This is a genomic window from Planococcus sp. 107-1 (assembly GCF_021513255.1).
Classification (GTDB): domain Bacteria; phylum Bacillota; class Bacilli; order Bacillales_A; family Planococcaceae; genus Planococcus.
In genome coordinates this window covers 1,702,117-1,719,893 of sequence record NZ_CP090977.1, presented here as the reverse complement: position 1 = coordinate 1,719,893, position 17,777 = coordinate 1,702,117, and the positions used below count along the sequence as shown (strand labels likewise).

General features: G+C 42.6%; 23 protein-coding genes and 1 pseudogene. All 24 read left to right on the top strand.

Translation table 11 applies throughout. The features are described 5' to 3' along the window. The first annotated feature begins 36 nt into the window (after positions 1–36). The 24 genes and pseudogenes from L0M13_RS09060 (at position 37) to L0M13_RS08960 (ending at position 17,741) form a co-directional block, all read left to right on the top strand. Positions 37–900: a M15 family metallopeptidase gene (locus tag L0M13_RS09060; protein ID WP_235199193.1), complete on the top strand. Its 864-nt coding sequence runs from the start codon at positions 37–39 to the stop codon at positions 898–900. Positions 901–986: 86 nt separating this feature from the next. Next, positions 987–1,439 carry an SRPBCC family protein gene (locus L0M13_RS09055; RefSeq protein ID WP_235199192.1) on the top strand — a complete coding sequence of 151 codons (453 nt, stop codon included), beginning with the start codon at positions 987–989 and terminating at the stop codon, positions 1,437–1,439. A 69-nt stretch (positions 1,440–1,508) separates the two neighbouring features. Then, positions 1,509–1,724 carry a hypothetical protein gene (locus L0M13_RS09050; protein ID WP_235199191.1) on the top strand — a complete coding sequence of 72 codons (216 nt, stop codon included), beginning with the start codon at positions 1,509–1,511 and terminating at the stop codon, positions 1,722–1,724. A gap of 42 nt (positions 1,725–1,766) precedes the next feature. Continuing rightward, a complete protein-coding gene (locus tag L0M13_RS09045; RefSeq protein WP_235199190.1) occupies positions 1,767–2,216 on the top strand; it encodes a VOC family protein in 450 nt (149 codons plus the stop codon). Between the two features lie 20 nt (positions 2,217–2,236). Next, positions 2,237–2,896 (top strand): uridine kinase family protein, encoded by a 660-nt coding sequence (locus L0M13_RS09040; protein ID WP_235199189.1) that lies wholly within the window; start codon positions 2,237–2,239, stop codon positions 2,894–2,896. 101 nt (positions 2,897–2,997) lie between these two features. Then, on the top strand, positions 2,998–3,732 hold the full coding sequence (locus L0M13_RS09035; protein ID WP_235199188.1) for an SDR family oxidoreductase: 735 nt from the start codon (positions 2,998–3,000) through the stop codon (positions 3,730–3,732). A 118-nt stretch (positions 3,733–3,850) separates the two neighbouring features. Beyond that, positions 3,851–4,339 (top strand): DUF1648 domain-containing protein, encoded by a 489-nt coding sequence (locus L0M13_RS09030; protein ID WP_235199187.1) that lies wholly within the window; start codon positions 3,851–3,853, stop codon positions 4,337–4,339. 244 nt (positions 4,340–4,583) lie between these two features. Continuing rightward, positions 4,584–5,177 carry a TetR/AcrR family transcriptional regulator gene (locus L0M13_RS09025; protein WP_235199186.1) on the top strand — a complete coding sequence of 198 codons (594 nt, stop codon included), beginning with the start codon at positions 4,584–4,586 and terminating at the stop codon, positions 5,175–5,177. A gap of 375 nt (positions 5,178–5,552) precedes the next feature. Further along, a complete protein-coding gene (locus L0M13_RS18715; RefSeq protein ID WP_397443528.1) occupies positions 5,553–5,900 on the top strand; it encodes a PTS sugar transporter subunit IIBC family protein in 348 nt (115 codons plus the stop codon). Beyond that, complete coding sequence (locus L0M13_RS09020; RefSeq protein WP_397443527.1) at positions 5,887–7,032, top strand: PTS transporter subunit EIIC; 1,146 nt, start codon at positions 5,887–5,889, stop codon at positions 7,030–7,032. Before L0M13_RS18715 ends, L0M13_RS09020 begins: the two co-directional genes overlap by 14 nt. Positions 7,033–7,065: 33 nt before the next feature. Then, positions 7,066–7,502 (top strand): annotated as a pseudogene (locus tag L0M13_RS09015) (PTS sugar transporter subunit IIA). Continuing rightward, entirely contained in the window at positions 7,503–8,255 is a 753-nt protein-coding gene (locus tag L0M13_RS09010; RefSeq protein ID WP_311195653.1) for a mannitol dehydrogenase family protein, read from the top strand. It begins immediately after the preceding pseudogene. After that, on the top strand, positions 8,213–8,656 hold the full coding sequence (locus tag L0M13_RS18545; protein WP_311195652.1) for a mannitol dehydrogenase family protein: 444 nt from the start codon (positions 8,213–8,215) through the stop codon (positions 8,654–8,656). Before L0M13_RS09010 ends, L0M13_RS18545 begins: the two co-directional genes overlap by 43 nt. A gap of 155 nt (positions 8,657–8,811) precedes the next feature. After that, positions 8,812–9,627, top strand: coding sequence for an MBL fold metallo-hydrolase (locus tag L0M13_RS09005; protein ID WP_235199185.1), 816 nt, complete (start codon positions 8,812–8,814; stop codon positions 9,625–9,627). Between the two features lie 20 nt (positions 9,628–9,647). After that, positions 9,648–9,908 (top strand): toxin-antitoxin system YwqK family antitoxin, encoded by a 261-nt coding sequence (locus L0M13_RS09000; protein WP_235199184.1) that lies wholly within the window; start codon positions 9,648–9,650, stop codon positions 9,906–9,908. Between the two features lie 246 nt (positions 9,909–10,154). Then, entirely contained in the window at positions 10,155–10,298 is a 144-nt protein-coding gene (locus L0M13_RS08995) for a hypothetical protein (RefSeq protein ID WP_235199183.1), read from the top strand. A 4-nt stretch (positions 10,299–10,302) separates the two neighbouring features. Next, positions 10,303–11,415, top strand: a complete 1,113-nt coding sequence (locus tag L0M13_RS08990) for an extracellular solute-binding protein (protein WP_260107771.1) — start codon at positions 10,303–10,305, stop codon at positions 11,413–11,415. A gap of 81 nt (positions 11,416–11,496) precedes the next feature. Then, complete coding sequence (locus tag L0M13_RS08985) at positions 11,497–12,375, top strand: carbohydrate ABC transporter permease (RefSeq protein ID WP_235199182.1); 879 nt, start codon at positions 11,497–11,499, stop codon at positions 12,373–12,375. Between the two features lie 11 nt (positions 12,376–12,386). Beyond that, positions 12,387–13,013 (top strand): carbohydrate ABC transporter permease, encoded by a 627-nt coding sequence (locus tag L0M13_RS08980; protein ID WP_235199355.1) that lies wholly within the window; start codon positions 12,387–12,389, stop codon positions 13,011–13,013. Further along, a complete protein-coding gene (locus L0M13_RS08975) occupies positions 12,904–13,218 on the top strand; it encodes an ABC transporter permease subunit (protein ID WP_235199291.1) in 315 nt (104 codons plus the stop codon). The genes L0M13_RS08980 and L0M13_RS08975 overlap by 110 nt, the downstream gene beginning before the upstream one ends. Positions 13,219–13,476: 258 nt before the next feature. After that, positions 13,477–14,088, top strand: coding sequence for a hypothetical protein (locus L0M13_RS18540; protein WP_311195651.1), 612 nt, complete (start codon positions 13,477–13,479; stop codon positions 14,086–14,088). Further along, positions 14,072–14,446 (top strand): HNH endonuclease, encoded by a 375-nt coding sequence (locus tag L0M13_RS18535; protein ID WP_311195650.1) that lies wholly within the window; start codon positions 14,072–14,074, stop codon positions 14,444–14,446. Before L0M13_RS18540 ends, L0M13_RS18535 begins: the two co-directional genes overlap by 17 nt. A gap of 103 nt (positions 14,447–14,549) precedes the next feature. Then, positions 14,550–16,583, top strand: coding sequence for a Na+/H+ antiporter (locus tag L0M13_RS08965; protein WP_235199181.1), 2,034 nt, complete (start codon positions 14,550–14,552; stop codon positions 16,581–16,583). A 147-nt stretch (positions 16,584–16,730) separates the two neighbouring features. Next, positions 16,731–17,741, top strand: coding sequence for a LacI family DNA-binding transcriptional regulator (locus L0M13_RS08960; RefSeq protein WP_235199180.1), 1,011 nt, complete (start codon positions 16,731–16,733; stop codon positions 17,739–17,741). Positions 17,742–17,777 lie beyond the last annotated feature (36 nt).

The window sequence follows — 17,777 nt, the reverse complement described above, 5'->3', positions numbered from 1 at the left end:
ATCCTTTTCATAAGAAGAATAGAAGGAGACTGAGATATGAAAAAATGGGGATTTTTATTATTCATCATCATTATTTTTTTCATCGGCGGACAAGTTTACTCACCCAGTCTGGACATCGAGTTGAAAAGTCAACTCAGCTCTTATGAGCAGGTTAAGAATTCCAAAGAACTAGAAGAAGTACAAGTAGGGGAACATCAACTGTATGAAGGCGATTTACTTTTGGTAAACCGTGAGAATGCAGCTGAAAAGCATGGAATCAAAAAAGATTTGGTTGACCTTCCGTCGCACCCAGAACTTATCGAAGGCTTTTCACTCTATGAAAATCAGCTCTTCTTGTCTAAAGATATTACAGAGAAATTTTCCAAGATGATGGCAGACGCTCAAGCAGATGGAGTTTCAAATTTCATCATCACGAGCGGTTACCGGAGTTTTGAACAACAAGAGTCCCTGTATCAGGAGATGGGCTCTTCTTTTGCGTTGCCTGCAGGCCATAGCGAACACCATCTTGGGCTCTCGCTCGATATTGGAAGCACCGAAATGAAGATGGAGAAAGCGCCTGAAGGAAAATGGATTGAAGAAAACTCCTGGAAATACGGATTCATCTTGCGGTACCCTAAAGACAAAACGCATATAACCGGAATCGAATATGAGCCTTGGCACATCCGTTACGTTGGATTGCCCCATAGTGTTATTATGAAAGAAAAGAATTTCGTTTTAGAAGAATACCTTGCTTATTTAAAAAACGAGAAACGCATTTCTGTGAAAGCAAACGATAAAAACTATCTCATCAGCTACTATCCGGTTTTAGGAACAGAAAACATTCGGATACAAAAGGATAGCTCCTATGAAATTTCAGGAGATAATATGGAAGGAATCATTGTCACTGAGCACCGGGAGTGAGGTAGGGTATTGCCGTTGACTTGGAAATTTCTTTAGATGCAATTGGAATTCTATAAAGTCGAAATCCGTAGAAGAAAGGAACTTTTATGCCCGTTATTAGTTATGAAGTTTATATTAATGCCCCAATCGAGGTTTGTTTTGATCTTACTCGGGATGTGGAGATCCACACGAAAACGACCGCTAAAACAAAAGAGCGAGCAGTTGCTGGAGTTACGTCAGGACTAATGGAAGAAGGCGACCAGGTCACTTGGGAAGCAGTCCATCTAGGAATCAAGCAAAAACTTACGGCTAAAATAATTGAAATGGACAGGCCTTGCCGATTTACGGATGTTATGGTCAACGGTGCATTTCACTCATTTACCCATACACATGAATTTACCAAAAAAGAGAATGGGACCATTATGAAAGACCATTTTGTCTACCGTTCTCCTCTTGGTTTTCTGGGGATCTTAGCAGATAAAATATTTTTGCAAAGGTACATGAAACGCTTTATAATCGACCGCGCAAATGAATTAAAGAAAATTGCTGAAAATTATTAAGCCTTTTCACTGAGGCGGTATCAAAATATACGATATCTACTATATAAGACATACGAGGTGGAAAAGAAGTTGAAAGCAGCATTTATCAATCAAGAAAGAACGAACATCATTCTTTTCCTGCTGACGATGTTGGTTGGATATGCATCAAGTGTTATTTTAATCGGAGGTCCTGTAACTTACTCAGCCCCAGGCGGTGCCTTGATCGGCTTCTTTGTACTTGAAGTTTGGAAATACAGGCAGTTTAAAAAGGAATGGCAAATCGAAAAAATGACTACGGGTATCTAATATATCCACCTACTAAATCGATCCATTAAAGGAGTTGCATCCATGGAAACGAATAGATTGCTTCGGATGGACAATGTCGGCATTGTTGTCGAATCTTTAGATGATGCCATATCGTTTTTTGAGGAAATCGGTTTGAAACTAGAAGGGCGAATGAATGTTGAAGGAGAGTGGGCAGGCCGTGTCACTGGACTGGGTTCGCAAGTTGTCGAAATTGCGATGATGGCAACACCTGATGGCTATAGCCGGCTCGAGCTTTCGCGATTTATCAGTCCTGGAGTGATTGCTGATCACCGGACGGAACCTGTGAATTCACTCGGCTATTTGCGCGTCATGTTTACGGTTAAAGAGCTGGACGAACTGGTTTTACGGTTGACCGAAAAAGGAGCACAGCTTGTAGGTGAAGTGGTTCAATACGAAGAATCGTACCGTCTTTGCTACATTCGGGGTCCTGAAGGGATTTTAGTGGGGTTGGCAGAGGAACTCGGAAATTGACAATAGAAAGCAGGCGAGCAATGGACGGATTTATTCAAGAGTTAGCCGAAAGGATTGGCCATTCAGAGAAAAGACTACTGATTGGCATCTCAGGACACGGAGCTGCCGGGAAAACCGTATTTGCCAATAAATTGATGGATAGGATCGGCCGAAACAAAGCGAATTACCTGAACACGGATCCCTATATCATCAGTTCGAGTGTTCGTAAAAATACGATGCTCGAATATGCATATGAAGATCAACTTCATCGGTTTAAAATGACTGCCTGCCACCCAGGCGCCCATCACCTTCCATCTTTGGAGCGAGACGTCCGAATGATTCGGGATGGGTTGAGTGTAAGAACGATTGATCCTCATTATATGGAGAGTGAACTCCTTTCGGCGGATAAAAAACTGTCGATTGTTGAAGGGATGAGTGTCGCTTTTTTAAATCCGTCCTTATTTGATTTAAAAATTTATCTTTACACGGATGGCCAAACAGAGTTTGAAAGAAGAGCTGGCCGAGATGTCTTAGAAAGAGGAGCAGAACTTGAATATTTGCGTCAGTCGCATGTAGAGCGGCGAATTCAATACGAAATTTTTATGCATCCTTCTAGCCGAAACTTTGATATCACCTTAAAGGCAGTTGGAGAAGAAATGCATATCGAAAAAGCTTGCTCATTAAGCAATTTAATAAATTAAAGAATTAAGCTGTACATGAAGGTTAATTCTTTAAGTGTCAAAGTCCAGAGAATGGGTACATAATAAACGTGATAGTAATTTTGAAATGGAGATGATTACATATGGCGACGAAAACAGCGATCATTACAGGAGCGAGCAGCGGAATTGGACAGGCTGCCGCAAAAGAGTTAGCAGGGCAAGGTTACTCGGTCATGCTGGCCGCAAGACGCGAAGACCGGCTTATGGAATTGAAACAGGCAATTGAAGAGACGGGAGGCACTGCAGAATACGTAGTGACGGATGTAACTTCAGCTGAACAGATGAAAGCTTTGGCTGAGGCGGCTATCGAACGCTTCGGACGCATTGATGTGCTATTAAATAATGCGGGCTTAATGCCGCTTTCGTTCATGAATAAATTAAAATTGGACGAATGGGACCGGATGGTGGATGTGAACATCAAAGGCGTCCTCTATGGAATTGCGGCTGTCCTTCCGCATATGGAAAGCCAAAAAGAAGGGCATATCATCAATATTTCCTCTGTAGCCGGGCATTCGGTCACGCCAGGAAGTGCAGTGTATAGCGGAACGAAATTTGCGGTACGGGCAATTTCCGAAGGGTTGCGCCAGGAAATTGATCCTTCCATGGATATTCGGGTGACGATTGTATCACCAGGTGCAGTGGCAACGGAACTGGTCAATACGATTACCGATGACGATGTATTGGATAGCTTCAAAGATGGGCCGGAGATGGAATTCCTTCAGCCGGAAGACATTGCACGCGCGATTGGCTATGCCGTTCAGCAGCCGGTGAATGTTGATGTCAATGAAATTTTGATTCGTCCAAGACAGCAGCCGTAAAAATAGAATATGAATATATAGGCCGATTTGTGAATAACGCAAATCGGCTTTTTGTATTTTTTGAAACCATTTCAAAAAAAATTCGTAAAAAGGAAGAAGAGGGGAGGGGATCTATCAAATGAAACAACCTAAAATCGATCTTCCTAAAACGCGGTTTGAACAAATATTTGATGCAATAGGCATTACCGTCTTTCTACTTTCAATTATTTACTTGGTTTCCGTATTCGGGAGTCTGCCGGATGAAGTACCTGGACATTTTAATGGGAGCGGTGAAGCGGACCGCTGGGGAAGCAAGATGGAATTATGGATATTGCCATTAGTTGGAGGCGGCTTATGGCTTCTGTTGACAGCCGTTTCAAAATACCCGCATACGTTCAATTACCTCAATCTACGGGAAGATAATATCGAAGCGCAATATAAAAACGCACGTTTAATGATGAATGTACTGAAAAATGCAATCGTGTTATTCTTCAGTTTCATTACTTATCAGACCATTCAAATTGCTAAAGGAGCAGTAGAAGGATTGGGTGCTGCATTTTTGCCGATATTCCTTGTAGTCATTTTCGGAAGTACGTTTTTCTTCATGTATCGAATGCTTAAAATGTGAATTTGTTTATGGAAAGGAATGTCTAATCTTCGCTAAAGCGGGGTAGGCATTTTTTTTATGCATTGGAGACGGTTTTGAGTATGCATTTACAGTAACCCACAGCTAAAGAGAGTTATCCACATTGCGATAAAGTTATCATATTTTTGTTAATACATTCGTACTAAATAAAAGATTATGCATATTTTTAATTAATACACTTGTATTAAAATATTGAATATTAATAGTATTCTGATAAAATGGGTTTATGCCAAAATTTATTGAACATACTAAACGTAAAGAAATGATTGCTGAAGCCGCATGGAAAGTTATTTTAGAGCAGGGAATGGAAGGGGCGTCTGTACGGAATATTGCGAAGGAAGCTGGATTGTCTTTAGGATCTTTGCGCTATTATTTTGCTTCGCAGAGTGAATTATTAGGTTTTTCCAGAGATTTGGTCTACCAAAAAACAGCTGAAAGGATGACGAGAGTTTTTAAATTGGACATGCCGCCGAAAGAAAAAATTGTCCAAGTTCTATTGGATTTAATGCCAGCGGCAGGAAAAATAAAACTGGAAGCCGAAGTAAGATTGGTGTTTAAAATCCATGCCCGCCATAAAGGGGAGGTGTTTGATGCTGAGAGAGACAGTGTCTACCTTGCGATCAAAGAAGTGATGTCTTATCTCGTCTTGCTCAATTTATTAAAGAAGGAGGCGGATCTTCATCTGGAGACAGAAAGGATGTATTCCTTACTGGATGGATTGGCGCTCGATGGGATGATCAGGCCGCATTTGATGGAAACGCATAAATTGAAGCGGATCATTGTTTATCATCTGAATTCGATTTGCAGCGAAGATTTTTGATTGTCAGAGTAAGCTAGAAGCGGGTTATGAAGAATGTGCATCTTTATGCACAATAAATTTAGATGACATAATAAAAATATTTTCTGATTTTATTCAATTTTAAACAAAGGTCTAAATCTAATTAATTAGATTATTATGAATTTTTTAACCTTCTTAACAAAAGATTATGCTACATTAAAATTAAGCGATTTTTATGTTCAGCTATCCAAATGCTTGATCTTTAAATTCGACTATTTTTAATTTGGGGATTAAGTAATGGTTTAAATAGGGTACAAACTTAATATTGGACAAAATTTCTAAAAAGAAAGGGCTTGGTGGTTATGTAAGATGAAAGCGGTACCTTCATTCAACTAAATATGAAAAAGGGGGATTTAAATGGCGGAGACAAATGTTCGTGCAAAAGTTCAGCGTTTTGGGAGCTATTTAAGCGGCATGATTATGCCGAATATCGGAGCATTCATTGCTTGGGGGATTATCACAGCCCTGTTCATACCGGATGGCTGGATTCCGAATGAAACGCTTGGCAGCCTTGTCGATCCGATGATCAAATACTTGCTTCCATTATTGATCGGTTTTACCGGTGGACGGCTTGTCTATGATTTCAGAGGGGGCGTAGTTGGTGCAACGGCCACTTTAGGAGTAATTGTTGGCGCTGATGTTCCGATGTTCTTAGGGGCCATGATTATGGGGCCGCTTGCGGGGTTATTTAATGAAAGTGATTGATAACTTGTTTTTGGCAAAAATCAGAACCGGTTTCGAAATGCTTTACAATAACTTTTCTGCCGGTATCTTAGGGGCAATTCTCGCCGGCTTTTCCGTTTACATCATCGGACCGGTCGTTAGTTCTTTGACTAATATCCTGGCTGATGGGGTTGAAGTGATCGTAGACATGGGCTTGTTGCCGCTCGCAAGCATTATTATCGAGCCGGCAAAAGTTCTCTTCCTAAACAATGCGATCAACCACGGGATCTTGAGCCCGCTTGGCGTCGATCAAGCGGCAGAAGCAGGAAAATCAATTCTATTCTTGCTTGAAACAAACCCGGGGCCAGGTCTTGGAATTCTCTTGGCTTTCAGTATTTTCGGCAAAGGGGTATCAAAAGCTTCGGCTCCCGGTGCAGCAATCATCCAATTTCTCGGTGGTATCCATGAAATTTACTTCCCGTACATCTTAATGAAACCGATGCTGCTGTTAGCGGCTATTGGCGGGGGCATGAGCGGTGTATTCATGTTTACACTATTTGATGCGGGCCTTCCGGCGACACCGTCACCAGGCAGTATCTTCGCCTTGTTGGCATTGACGCCTCAAGGAAATTACCTCGGCGTTATCTCAGGCGTCGTTGTCGCTGCCGCTGTTTCTTTCGCGATTGCTTCCGTTATCTTGAAAACGAGCAAGGTAGAAGATGAAGATTTAGCTGCAGCAGCTGGCAAAATGGAAGAAATGAAAGGCAAGAAAAGTGATGCAACTGGTTATTTGACTCCGAAACCTGCACAAGCAGCTGTTGGTGCGGCAGCAGGGGAACGAGTGGAAACGGATAATACACAGCCGGTCGATTCAACGATGCTTGCACCGGAAGATGTCCACAAAGTGGTATTTGCTTGTGATGCGGGTATGGGATCGAGCGCTATGGGAGCTTCATTACTCCGCAACAAGTTCAAGAAAGAAAATATTGATATTCCAGTTTCCAATACAGCGATCAATCAGCTGCCGGCTGATGCAGATATTGTGGTGACGCACAAAGATTTAACGGATCGTGCGAAAGCGAAACTGCCTGGAGCTGAACATATTTCAGTAGAGAATTTTATGAACAGCCCGGAATACGATAAACTAGCCCAACGTTTGAAAACTGACAAGTGAGGCTAATAGACCTTTAAAGGAGTGGTTGAACGAATGGCAAAAGAAGTATTGAGCAAAGAAAATATCAAATTAAATGTTTCGTTATCCGGAAAAGAAGAAGCTATCCGCTATACCGGAAGCATTCTGGTCGATGGCGGATATGTCGATGAAGCTTATATCGAAAAAATGTTGGAGCGGGAAGAGCTGACTTCTACATTCATGGGGAATTCACTCGCAATTCCACACGGCACAGAAGATGCGAAAAAAATGTGCTTGAAACCGGAATTTCGGTCGTGACTGTTCCGGACGGCATCGATTTTGGCGGGGGCAATATTGCTAAAATCTTGATCGGCATTGCCGGAAAAGGAAATGAACATCTGGAAATCCTTTCGAACATCGCGATTGTTTGTTCAGAAGAAGAAAATATCGATAAAATTTTGAATGCGACGACTGAAGAAGAAATTTTGGAACTATTCAGCGAGGTGAGCTGAATGAAAGCTGTTCACTTTGGCGCCGGCAATATCGGAAGAGGGTTTATCGGCGCCCTGTTATATGAATCAAATTACGAAACGGTTTTTTTGGATGTCAATGGGACGGTTGTTGATGCCTTGAATGAGCGAAATAGCTATGACGTGACATTAATGGGTTCAGAACAACAAACTATTCACGTTGAAAAGGTTCACGGCATCAATACACTGAGCCATCCAGCAGAAGGCGCAGATGCCATCGTCCAGTCTGACTTAGTGACTGCGGCTGTCGGCCCGAAAGTATTGCCGATGATTTCAAGTCTTATTGCAGAAGGGCTGAGAGTGAGATTTGAGAAAAACCCCCAGCCGCTGAATATCATTGCGTGCGAAAACATGATTAATGCCAGTTCTTTGTTGAAAGAACATGTTTATACGCATTTAACCGAACAGGAAAAAGAAACAGCGGACCGGCTGATTGGTTTTCCGAATGCAGCGGTCGACCGGATCGTCCCGGATCAGACAAGCGATGATGTGTTAGCTGTCGCAGTTGAACCCTACTACGAATGGGTGGTTGAAAAACCGGTATTAAAAGGTGAAGTTCCTGCTGTAGAAGGCATTACGTATGTGGACGATTTAAGCCCGTTCATTGAACGGAAATTGTTCACTGTCAATACAGGCCATACGGTTCCGCGTATTTTGGCCGTTATAAAGGGTTCCAGACGATTTTCGATGCGATGCAGGACGAAGAGATTGAAGAGCTTCTTGAAGGAGCTTTAAGTGAAACCGGTGAAGTGATCATTCAAGAGCATGGCTTTGACCGGGCAGAACACGAAGCGTACATCCAAAAAATCATTGGCCGCTTCCAGAATCCGAATATCTCGGACCATGTGACGCGTGTCGGAAGAGGCCCGTTGCGTAAATTAGGCAAAAACGACCGCTTGATTCGCCCGGCAAGTCTTTACTGGCAACTGACAGGAAAAGAGCCTGTCCATTTAGCAACGGTCATTGCGGCTGTCTTGCTTTACGTAAATGACGAAGATCCTGAAGCCAAACAATTGCAGGAAATGATAGCAGCGCAGGGATTTGAAAAAACACTTCGAGAAGTGGCAGAATTGGACGCGGATGATCCGCTCATTCCGATTATTATGAAACGTGTGGAAGAACTTCAAAGAAAATAAAAAGATTGCAGCCCTAAAAGCCGATGAAGAATTTTTCTTCATCGGCTTTTCTGTGTTCATAACTGGACTAATGGATGATGACGGAATTGTAAAACAATTCTATAGTTAACTAAACTCTAAAGCATTCGCATCTAATGAAAGAAAGGAAGAAATTCATGCCTAAATTTATTTGTGAAACATGCGGTGTGCAATACAGCAAGTCAGAAACGCCTCCCGATAAATGCATCATCTGCAATGAAGAAAGGCAATACGTCAATCCATCTGGACAAACCTGGACAACATTAGAAGAAATGCAGGCAAGCGGCTTCTATCAAAATGAAATTTCAGAGATCACCGACAATTTGTTAATGCTCCAAACCAAGCCGAAGTATGCGATTGGGCAGTCCGCTTATTTAATTCGAAATAAAGGGTTTAATCTTCTTTGGGACTGCATTACTTATTTGGACGAGGAAACCATCCGTCAAATTAAGGGTAAGGGGGGCATAGATGCGATCGCGTTGTCTCATCCGCATTATTATGCTTCCCAAGTCGAGTGGGCTGAAACGTTTGATGCCCTTATTTATATTCATGAAGATGACCGGCAGTTTATCACGAGGGAAAGTGAGCGGATCCGCTACTGGCAGGGAGATTCTCTGGCGCTTCATCCAACAATCACACTTCACCGGATAGGCGGACATTTTAAAGGTGCGGCAATTGCCCACTGGACTAAAGATAACGGCAAGCTGTTTACTGGTGACGTTATTCGGGTGGCGGCAGATCGGAACTGGGCGACGTTCATGTACAGCTACCCTAATTTCATTCCGCTTTCTTCGAAGGTCGTAAAAAGAATGGCAAATCAAGTGAAGCAGCTCTCTTTCGAACAACTGTATGACGCTTTTCAGCGGGTCATGGAAATGGATGCAAGACAAAAAGTCCTGAATTCTGCAGCGCGTTACATCTCGGCTTTAAATGATGAGCTAGCTGATACATAATATCCGGCAGGAGGTGCCAAATGGAAGACAAAAAATGCAACGAAGTCAAAGATAAAAAGCAGGAAGTGATTGACGGCTATACCATAAAATATCATGCCAACGGAAAAACAGTTTGGTCAAAAGGAAAAATGTCAGAAGGCAAGCCAGATGGTTATTGGGAGTGGTACCGTGCTGATGGCAAGATCAAACGCTCGGGGTACTTTGAAAAAGGAGATCCGGTGGGAGAATGGGTCACTTATGATAGTAAAGGCGATGAGTACAAAACGACCAATCGCGGATGAATGAAAGGGAAATGAAATGCAAAGCAGTCCACTAACTGTTCTATTTTTCTAACGAGGAACTTCCACTGAAGTGGTGGTTCCTTTTTGATTTGTTTTACAGGGTCGAATAGAATTTATTAGTTTTCTGAATTGTATTAAAATTAAGAAAACTAACAAATCCTTAATATGGCAATTAAAAAGGAGGGCTTGGGTACGGAAGCTCACAAAATTTCAGCACACTTTTCGATGAAAGAAAGGAGAATGAAAATGAAGAAGATATTATTAGCCGTCATGTTAATGAGTGCACTGATTTTGGCTGCATGCGGCGGGGAGCAGACAGTGAAACCGCGGATGGCAAAACAAAAATTACCTTTATTAACGGATTTACTGGCGGTGATGGGGATTACATGAAAAAATAACGGATGGTTTTAATGAGTCACAAGATCAGTATGTCGTCGAAGAATCCCAGGAAAAAGATCATTATACAAAGTTCAAGACTGGAAATTATGATTTAGTTGTTATCCATACGGATATGCTTGAAACATTTAAACAGGATGGCATGATCCAAGATATCAGCTCTGCCATGGAAACAGCTGAAATCAGTATGGATGATTTCCACCCGACAGCTCAGGAGTATGTGACATTTGATGATGGTGTTTTTGCAGTACCGCTTGATATCCATCCGTTAACGATGTTCTACAATAAGAAGCTTGCTTCTGAGCCGCCGGCCACATACGAAGACTTAATGGCATTATCGAAGAAGCTTAATGGAGACGACCCCAACCTTTTTGCAACAGGGATTCCAAGTGCTGGACTTGCTGAATGGTTCATCATGACGATTGCCGCTCAAAATAACATCGATTTGGTGGAAGATGACCATATGAATTTGGCGCAGGAAGAATTGGCGGATGCCCTTATGATTTACCACGATATGGTCTTCAAAGACAAAATCTCTCCGCCGGGGCTGGGCCTTGACGGTGAGTTCCAAGCATTTATGAAACAAGTGGAAGAAGGGAACAGCGCAGTTCAGACTGCTACTTCCCTAACTGGCCCTTGGTATTACGCAGCGGTAAAAGAAGCTTATGGAGATGATTTAGGCATTGCTTCCATCCCGCAGCTTGGGGAGCAAAAAGGCGTCTACGGAGCTGGCCATACGCTCGCTTTGCCGTCTTCAGTAAACGATGAAGCGAAAATGGCAGGTATTGCGGAATTCCTGAACTACATGTATCAACCTGAGAATTTGGCGAACTGGGCAGAAAGCGGCCAGGCGCCGACCCACATTCCGACGATGGAGCTGGTTGAAGGTGATGTTGAGAAATACCCGTTATCCGCTCAAAACATTCAGCAATTCGATTCGTTTGTCGGAGCACCTAAACTTTATCAATACCGTGAACAAGTCCGTTATTTGGTGGAAAACGTCTATCCTCAAATTATTTCAGAAGAAGGCATGACGAAAGAGAAATTGATGGGTGAGCTTGAAAAAGCAACGGAACAATCAAAACAAGTTGCTGAAACTGCTCCTCAATAACTAAATAACTGCTACGTAGAGGCATTTCATGTTTGTTAAGTGGAGTGCCTTTAAACTGACGAAAGGGGTGAGGATTGGAATATGCGGATTTCCAGAACCTGGTCAACGGTCTTGTTTCTGCCATTCTTGATTTGTTTTCTGCTGTTTTTAGTCATTCCGTTAGCTTTTGGCATTTACATCAGCTTTCATCAGTGGTCCATCTTTGCCGGAAATGGCGGTTTTGTCGGATTCGACAATTATATCTCCATTTTAACCCCTGGCACGGTGTTTGGAGATGCCTTCTATAATGGTTTGAAAAACACGCTTATTTTTGTTGCGATCAGTGTCATACCGCTCGTTTTAATCAGCTTGGCATTGGCGCTGCTGGTTAACAGCATCCCTAAAAAATTCAAGGTATTTTATCGGACTGTCTTTTTCATATCCTATGCGGTATCGGTAACGGCAGTGTCGGCTATTTTCAAATGGCTTTTTACCGGAAATGGCGGCTATGTCAACAATGTCCTGAATAATGTTGGCGGCTGGTCATTCAATTGGCTGAACGACCAGCCGCTTGCCTGGATCGCTATTTTAATCGCCACGGTCTGGTGGACGATCGGCTTTAATATGATCTTGTTCATCAATGCTTTAGATGAAGTGGATGAAAATTTATATGAAGCGGCAAGCTTGGATGGTGCTGGGGCGTGGCAGCAGTTCCGCCACATCACATTTCCATCCATCAAAGGCGTCTTTGTCTTTTTAACGATCATCACAGTCATTGCTTCATTCAATCTTTACGGCCAGACATTGCTCATCACAGCAGGCGGGCCGGGGCAAAGCACCCAGTCATTGATCATGGTGATCCAGCAAATGGTCTTCAGCCAAAATAATTTGGGCATTGCATCAGCCATGGCAATGGCGATGGGGACCGTCATGGTCGCTATCGTTGCTGCACAATACTTCTATTCGTTCAGAAAACAATAAGGAGGCAGAAAATGAAAAAATCCAAAAGCAAAAATTTCCTCATTCTTTTATTGGCGACATTGCTTGCATTGTTGTTTCTGCTGCCTCTGATTTTTATGGTGTTGACGTCATTCAAAGCGTTGGGAGAGGCGATGTCGACTTCTTCATTACTGCCGAAAACTTGGACTTTAGAGAATTACAAAAGCATCTTCGGCATCACTGCAGACGTTCCGGTGCTCCGCTGGCTTTTGAATACCGCTATCGTTACAGCAATTGGGACCTTGCTGGTGGTTTTCGTAGATGTTCTTGCGGCCTATTCGATTGCCCGTTTGAATCTGCCCGGCAAGAGGTTCTTTTTCCTTGTGGTTGTGGCAGCTCTTACAGTTCCAACGATCGTCACTTTGTTTCCGATGTTCTACTTATTCCGGCAATTTAATTTGATTGATACGTATGCTCCGTTGATTTTGGTCTATTCCGCGAACACGATGGGCGTCTTCCTAATTTACAGCTTTTTTGAGGGGATTCCCGAAAGACTTGGAAAAAGCGGCGATCATCGATGGGGCTTCGTTATGGCAAGTTTTGCGGTTTGTTATTTTCCCAGCAATCCGCCCAGTCGTTGCCACATTGTCCGTCTTGACTTTTCTGACCATCTACAATGATTTTCTTTGGCCATCTGTTGTGACCAGTGCAGATGAAATGAAAACGGTCACAGTCGGAGTCGCAAACCTCGTCCAAGGCTCTAATTTCGTGAATCCAGGGAGGATGATGGCGGCAACGGTTGTGGCTACTTTGCCGGCATTCATCCTATTTGTCGCTGCAAACCGTTATTTTGTCCGAAGCGTCATCAGTTCAGGCATAAAGTGAAGCAAAGCACTTGTGATTCTTTTAAAGCATGTGATTATACCATTGCTCCTGTCTCTGTATCGCTGCGCTAGCTTCATTGCGAAAAGGAGTTGCCCCAAATTACTTTTGGGACAACTCCTTTTTATTGTCTCCGTTTAGGCTTCTTGTCAAACATTCAACAGGAATTTGGGTTATGATAGAAGCATAGAAGTTTACATAAACGGATTTGCATCGCTAAAATGAAATGCCGATCCGGCTGAGCAATTAGGAGGAAAAGTTTTGAACGCATATATCGTCATGCAGGGTGAAACGTATCATGAAGAAAAGAATGCCGGTTTGATCTGGGCTCCGGAAACGGACAAAGCAGGAATGGTTCCGCATTCCTATCAGCGGTTGATGGAAGTGAAAAAAGGAGACCGGATTTTCCATTACGTCAAAGGGGCGATCGTGGCCATCAGCGTAGCAAAAGGAGCCTTCAAAAAAGAACGGAAGCCTTTTGAAGAAGAGAGTCCTGAAAAAGAATCAGCGGTTGGCTATTTGGTGCAGGTTGAATATCGGGAGTTGGAGAATCCGTTATCGATCAAAGAATGTTTGGACGATATTTCGAGTCTTCTGCCAGTGAAATATGCGGCTTTTAAAGAAGACGGTACAGGCAATCCCGGATACCTTTATCCTTGCAACGAAGAGCTCGCCATCGAATTGCTGGAAGGCATTAGCCGCTTGAATGTGTATGTACCCGAAGCGGAGCAATTGGAACTCGCAATGGAAGTGGTCCGAGTGACGGAACACAATCCGTTAATCACGCTAATCGCAGAAACCATCATGGAAATGAAAACGAAAATCCAGCGGGCAGCTGCAATTCAGAAAATCGCTTTTGCCTTTATGGCATAAAGAATGTCCGCTATGCGGCATGGACATCGATGCCGCGTTAAAAGCTGGCTATGCAAAACCGTGGAAAGATAGCACGGATGCGGAAAAAATCAATCCTTATAACGGCTTGTTGCTCTGCAATAATCACGAAGCCATGTTTACTTCCGGATTAATCAGTTTCACAGCTGGCGGAAAGCTGCACATCGCACAACAGATACCAGAGGAGCGCTACGCCGAATACGGATTGAAAAAAGGGAAGAAAATCTCGGTTTACCCTGACAACGGCGAATTCTTCAGATGGCATAAAAGAGAGATTTTTGTCGATAAAAGAAAAACAACCAATTCAGATTCTAGGGAAGAAACCATTGCAGGCGAATGATCGCCTGCAATGGTTTTTTTATTATTCCCTGTTAGTTTCTGTCTAGAGCAAGGTGTTATAGGGGTATACAGTAAGAGATTATGAAAATGATTGGAGGTCATTTATGGATATTTTAATGACGATCCTTCTTTTGCTTTTAGCATTGCTCATCTCAAATGTTATCAGCCATTACACACCATTTATCCCAACGGCATTGATCCAAATCGCTTTAGGGGTTCTATTGGTGCTGTTTTTTGAGGATATATCGTTTGATATCGACACCGAATGGTTCTTGCTGCTATTTATTGCCCCTCTTTTATATAATGATGGCCGCCATTTTCCAAGGGAAGAGCTGTGGCGCATGCGGGGCCCGATACTCGGAAACGCCATTATACTCGTTCTTCTCACCACGATTCTTGGTGGCTATTTTATTCACTGGATGATTGCCGCGATACCGCTCTATGCAGCATTTGCGCTAGCAGCGATCTTATCGCCGACAGATCCAGTTGCAGTAAACGGTATTGCCAAACGCATTCATATTCCCGATAAAGTGCTGAATTTAGTGCGAGGCGAGTCCTTGATCAACGATGCATCCGGACTCGTTGCATTCAATTATGCGGTGGCTGCAGTCGTCACCGGTTATTTCTCGCTTCAAGAAGCGATTTTTGACTTTTCCTATAAATTTGTAGCGGGCGGAGTGCTTGGCATTGTACTTGGACTACTCGTCATCTGGATCCGCCATATCCTTCGGAAGCAAGGGATCAACGATGTGACCTTCCAGTCTTTGCTGCATATCATGACGCCGTTTTTCATTTTTATCGTAACGGAAGAATTGCTGCATGCTTCGGGTGTCATTTCTGTGGTTGTGGCCGGTATTATCCATTCACTTGTCAGGGAACGAACGGAAACTTTAGTTGCTGAAGAACAGATGTTAGCTGAAAATATTTGGACGATTATTTTGTTTGTTCTAAACGGCATCGTTTTCTTATTGCTCGGGTTAAATATCCCTTCATCCATGAGCGGGGTTCTGGAAAATCCGGATATAGGCTATTTACTGTTGTTCTCCTATGTGATCGGCCTCGGGGTCTTCATCTTAGGGGTCCGGTTTATCTGGTCTTATCTTTTTGCAAGTTTCGAATCCCGTTTTAACAAAACCGATGAAGTGGAAAAACCAAGTTTTAAACAAACTTTGTTTACTAGTCTGACCGGTGTTAGAGGTACGGTTACGATGGTCGGGGTCTTGTCAATTCCGTATGCCTTGGAATCTGGCGAAGACTTTCCGAATCGCTCGCTGATCGTCTTTTTAGCTGCTGGTACAATTCTCTTCACTTTGCTCGCTGCCACGATTTTATTGCCGCTATTGAGCCGCGGCGAGACAATTGAAGGGCAAAATTTAGGGAAGATCGATACGGAAGAAGCGAGAAAACGGCTCTTGCTTGCCTCTATTAAGAAATTGAAAGCTGAAACAACTGAAGAAAATGAAACCGTTGCTTATGAATTGATCGAAGAATACAAATTGCGGCTCGAACAAATTTTGCCGGAGGAAGAATTGAGATCGGATGAAAATAAACAGCGACGAAAAAGCTTGAAGAAAATCCGGCTGCAGGCGTTATCTATTGAAAAATCACATATAGATATGCGGTTGAAAGAGGAAAACTACGATGATGAAAAAATTAGAAAAGCTTTTGCGAAATCTTTCAGAAGAAGAGAAGCGGCCATCGAAAAAAATGTGCATTCCTTGAATGTTTATATCCAAAGCAAGCTGATTCGAGCTTGGCGACGCTTTAAAGGCGAATACTTAAAAGATGACGAAACACGGTTGGTTAATCTTCAAGTAGGCAAAGATATACAGTTAGAAGCCTTGCAAAAAGCGATGGATTATCTGGTGGAAGCTTCAAAAGATGGCAAAGAAAAAATGGCGAGTTCCGTCATACACGACTATAAACGGATGATTAAAGGGCTAAAAACGCCTGAATCGCATTTCAATGAACAATATGAAATGCAAAAAGAAGAACTGCGCTTGGTGATCATGGACATGGGCCGTTCAAAAATTTATAAAATGTATGAAGAAGGTGAAATTTCACGGGAACAAGCAAAAGAGCTGCGACGCTACTTAAACCATATCGAAAGCATTACATTATATGAATACAGTGAATAACTTGAAAAAGCCTGGGCAGATGCTCAGGCTTTTTCTAATTCTATTTCTGTTTGGCATTCTACTGAAATCCTATGGTACATTATTAGTATGAATTGCCTATCCATCAAAATATAAGCAGATGGTTTTACGGCTGGTACAGAAAGTTAGGTGAATGAATTGGTATCTTCAAAAGATGTAGCGAAACATGCAGGTGTATCTCAAACGACTGTATCGCGGGTTTTAAATACGCCGGAGCGCGTGAAAAAACCGACATTGAAAAAAGTGATGGATGCAATCGATGAATTGAATTATATCCCGGACGGCAATGCACGTTCATTGGTGCAGCGGAAAACGCGGACGATTGCATTGATTTCCGGTCCATTGCATAATCCGTTTTTCTCTGAAACAACCACAGCCATCATCAATTATGCGAATGCCGAAGGATTCCGGACCAATGTACATTTCATTAATGATGAAAATAGCGAAGAAGTCTATAATTCCGTATTTGAAAATAAAGTGGACGGCATCATTTTATCTTCGATTTATCTCGACGATCCAATCTTTAATAAATTGGAGAAGTCGGGTATTCCATTTATATTGTTCAACCGAAAGCATCAAAGTGAGAAAAACTATGTGGAAATCGATAATCGGCAAGCGGGCTATTTAGCGGCAGCGCATCTATTGGATAAGGGCCATAAAAACATCGTCTGGATCGGCGGCCCTCTTACAATCAGTACTTTCAAAGGGCGGATGGAAGGTTTTATCCAGGCACTTGAAGACCATCAAGTCACTATTCCAAAAGAACGGATCGTCATCACCGATACAAAGAGGGAAGAACTATACGATACGTTTCTCGCACTGCAAAAATCAACAGAAAAGCCGACTGCCATTTGTGCAGCAACTGATGCCATTGCGATTCGCCTCATGGATTTTTATATTTCTGCGGGGATTCGCATCCCGGAAGATCTCAGCATTATCGGCATCGATAACGTGGAATTGAGCCGGCATGCCTCCTTGAATTTAACGACAATCGGCATGGAAGATGAGCGGGGATTGGGATTCTTAGCGGTGGAGAAGTTATTTGAAATGATTTATCAGAAAAATAAGTCTTGCATCCAAATCCAAAAGTCTGTTAGACTATTCGAAAGAAATACAACCATGGACCATAAATTCATATAATCATTTATATGAATTTATTTTTCCGGATAAATGGTT

Coding starts and splice junctions, on each gene's coding strand:
- L0M13_RS09060 (WP_235199193.1), top strand. CDS start 37: ATGAAAAAATGGGGATTTTTATTATTCATCATCATTATTTTTTTCATC.
- L0M13_RS09055 (WP_235199192.1), top strand. CDS start 987: ATGCCCGTTATTAGTTATGAAGTTTATATTAATGCCCCAATCGAGGTT.
- L0M13_RS09045 (WP_235199190.1), top strand. CDS start 1,767: ATGGAAACGAATAGATTGCTTCGGATGGACAATGTCGGCATTGTTGTC.
- L0M13_RS09040 (WP_235199189.1), top strand. CDS start 2,237: ATGGACGGATTTATTCAAGAGTTAGCCGAAAGGATTGGCCATTCAGAG.
- L0M13_RS09035 (WP_235199188.1), top strand. CDS start 2,998: ATGGCGACGAAAACAGCGATCATTACAGGAGCGAGCAGCGGAATTGGA.
- L0M13_RS09030 (WP_235199187.1), top strand. CDS start 3,851: ATGAAACAACCTAAAATCGATCTTCCTAAAACGCGGTTTGAACAAATA.
- L0M13_RS09025 (WP_235199186.1), top strand. CDS start 4,584: ATGCCAAAATTTATTGAACATACTAAACGTAAAGAAATGATTGCTGAA.
- L0M13_RS18715 (WP_397443528.1), top strand. CDS start 5,553: ATGGCGGAGACAAATGTTCGTGCAAAAGTTCAGCGTTTTGGGAGCTAT.
- L0M13_RS09020 (WP_397443527.1), top strand. CDS start 5,887: ATGAAAGTGATTGATAACTTGTTTTTGGCAAAAATCAGAACCGGTTTC.
- L0M13_RS09010 (WP_311195653.1), top strand. CDS start 7,503: ATGAAAGCTGTTCACTTTGGCGCCGGCAATATCGGAAGAGGGTTTATC.
- L0M13_RS18545 (WP_311195652.1), top strand. CDS start 8,213: ATGCAGGACGAAGAGATTGAAGAGCTTCTTGAAGGAGCTTTAAGTGAA.
- L0M13_RS09005 (WP_235199185.1), top strand. CDS start 8,812: ATGCCTAAATTTATTTGTGAAACATGCGGTGTGCAATACAGCAAGTCA.
- L0M13_RS09000 (WP_235199184.1), top strand. CDS start 9,648: ATGGAAGACAAAAAATGCAACGAAGTCAAAGATAAAAAGCAGGAAGTG.
- L0M13_RS08995 (WP_235199183.1), top strand. CDS start 10,155: ATGAAGAAGATATTATTAGCCGTCATGTTAATGAGTGCACTGATTTTG.
- L0M13_RS08985 (WP_235199182.1), top strand. CDS start 11,497: ATGCGGATTTCCAGAACCTGGTCAACGGTCTTGTTTCTGCCATTCTTG.
- L0M13_RS08980 (WP_235199355.1), top strand. CDS start 12,387: ATGAAAAAATCCAAAAGCAAAAATTTCCTCATTCTTTTATTGGCGACA.
- L0M13_RS08965 (WP_235199181.1), top strand. CDS start 14,550: ATGGATATTTTAATGACGATCCTTCTTTTGCTTTTAGCATTGCTCATC.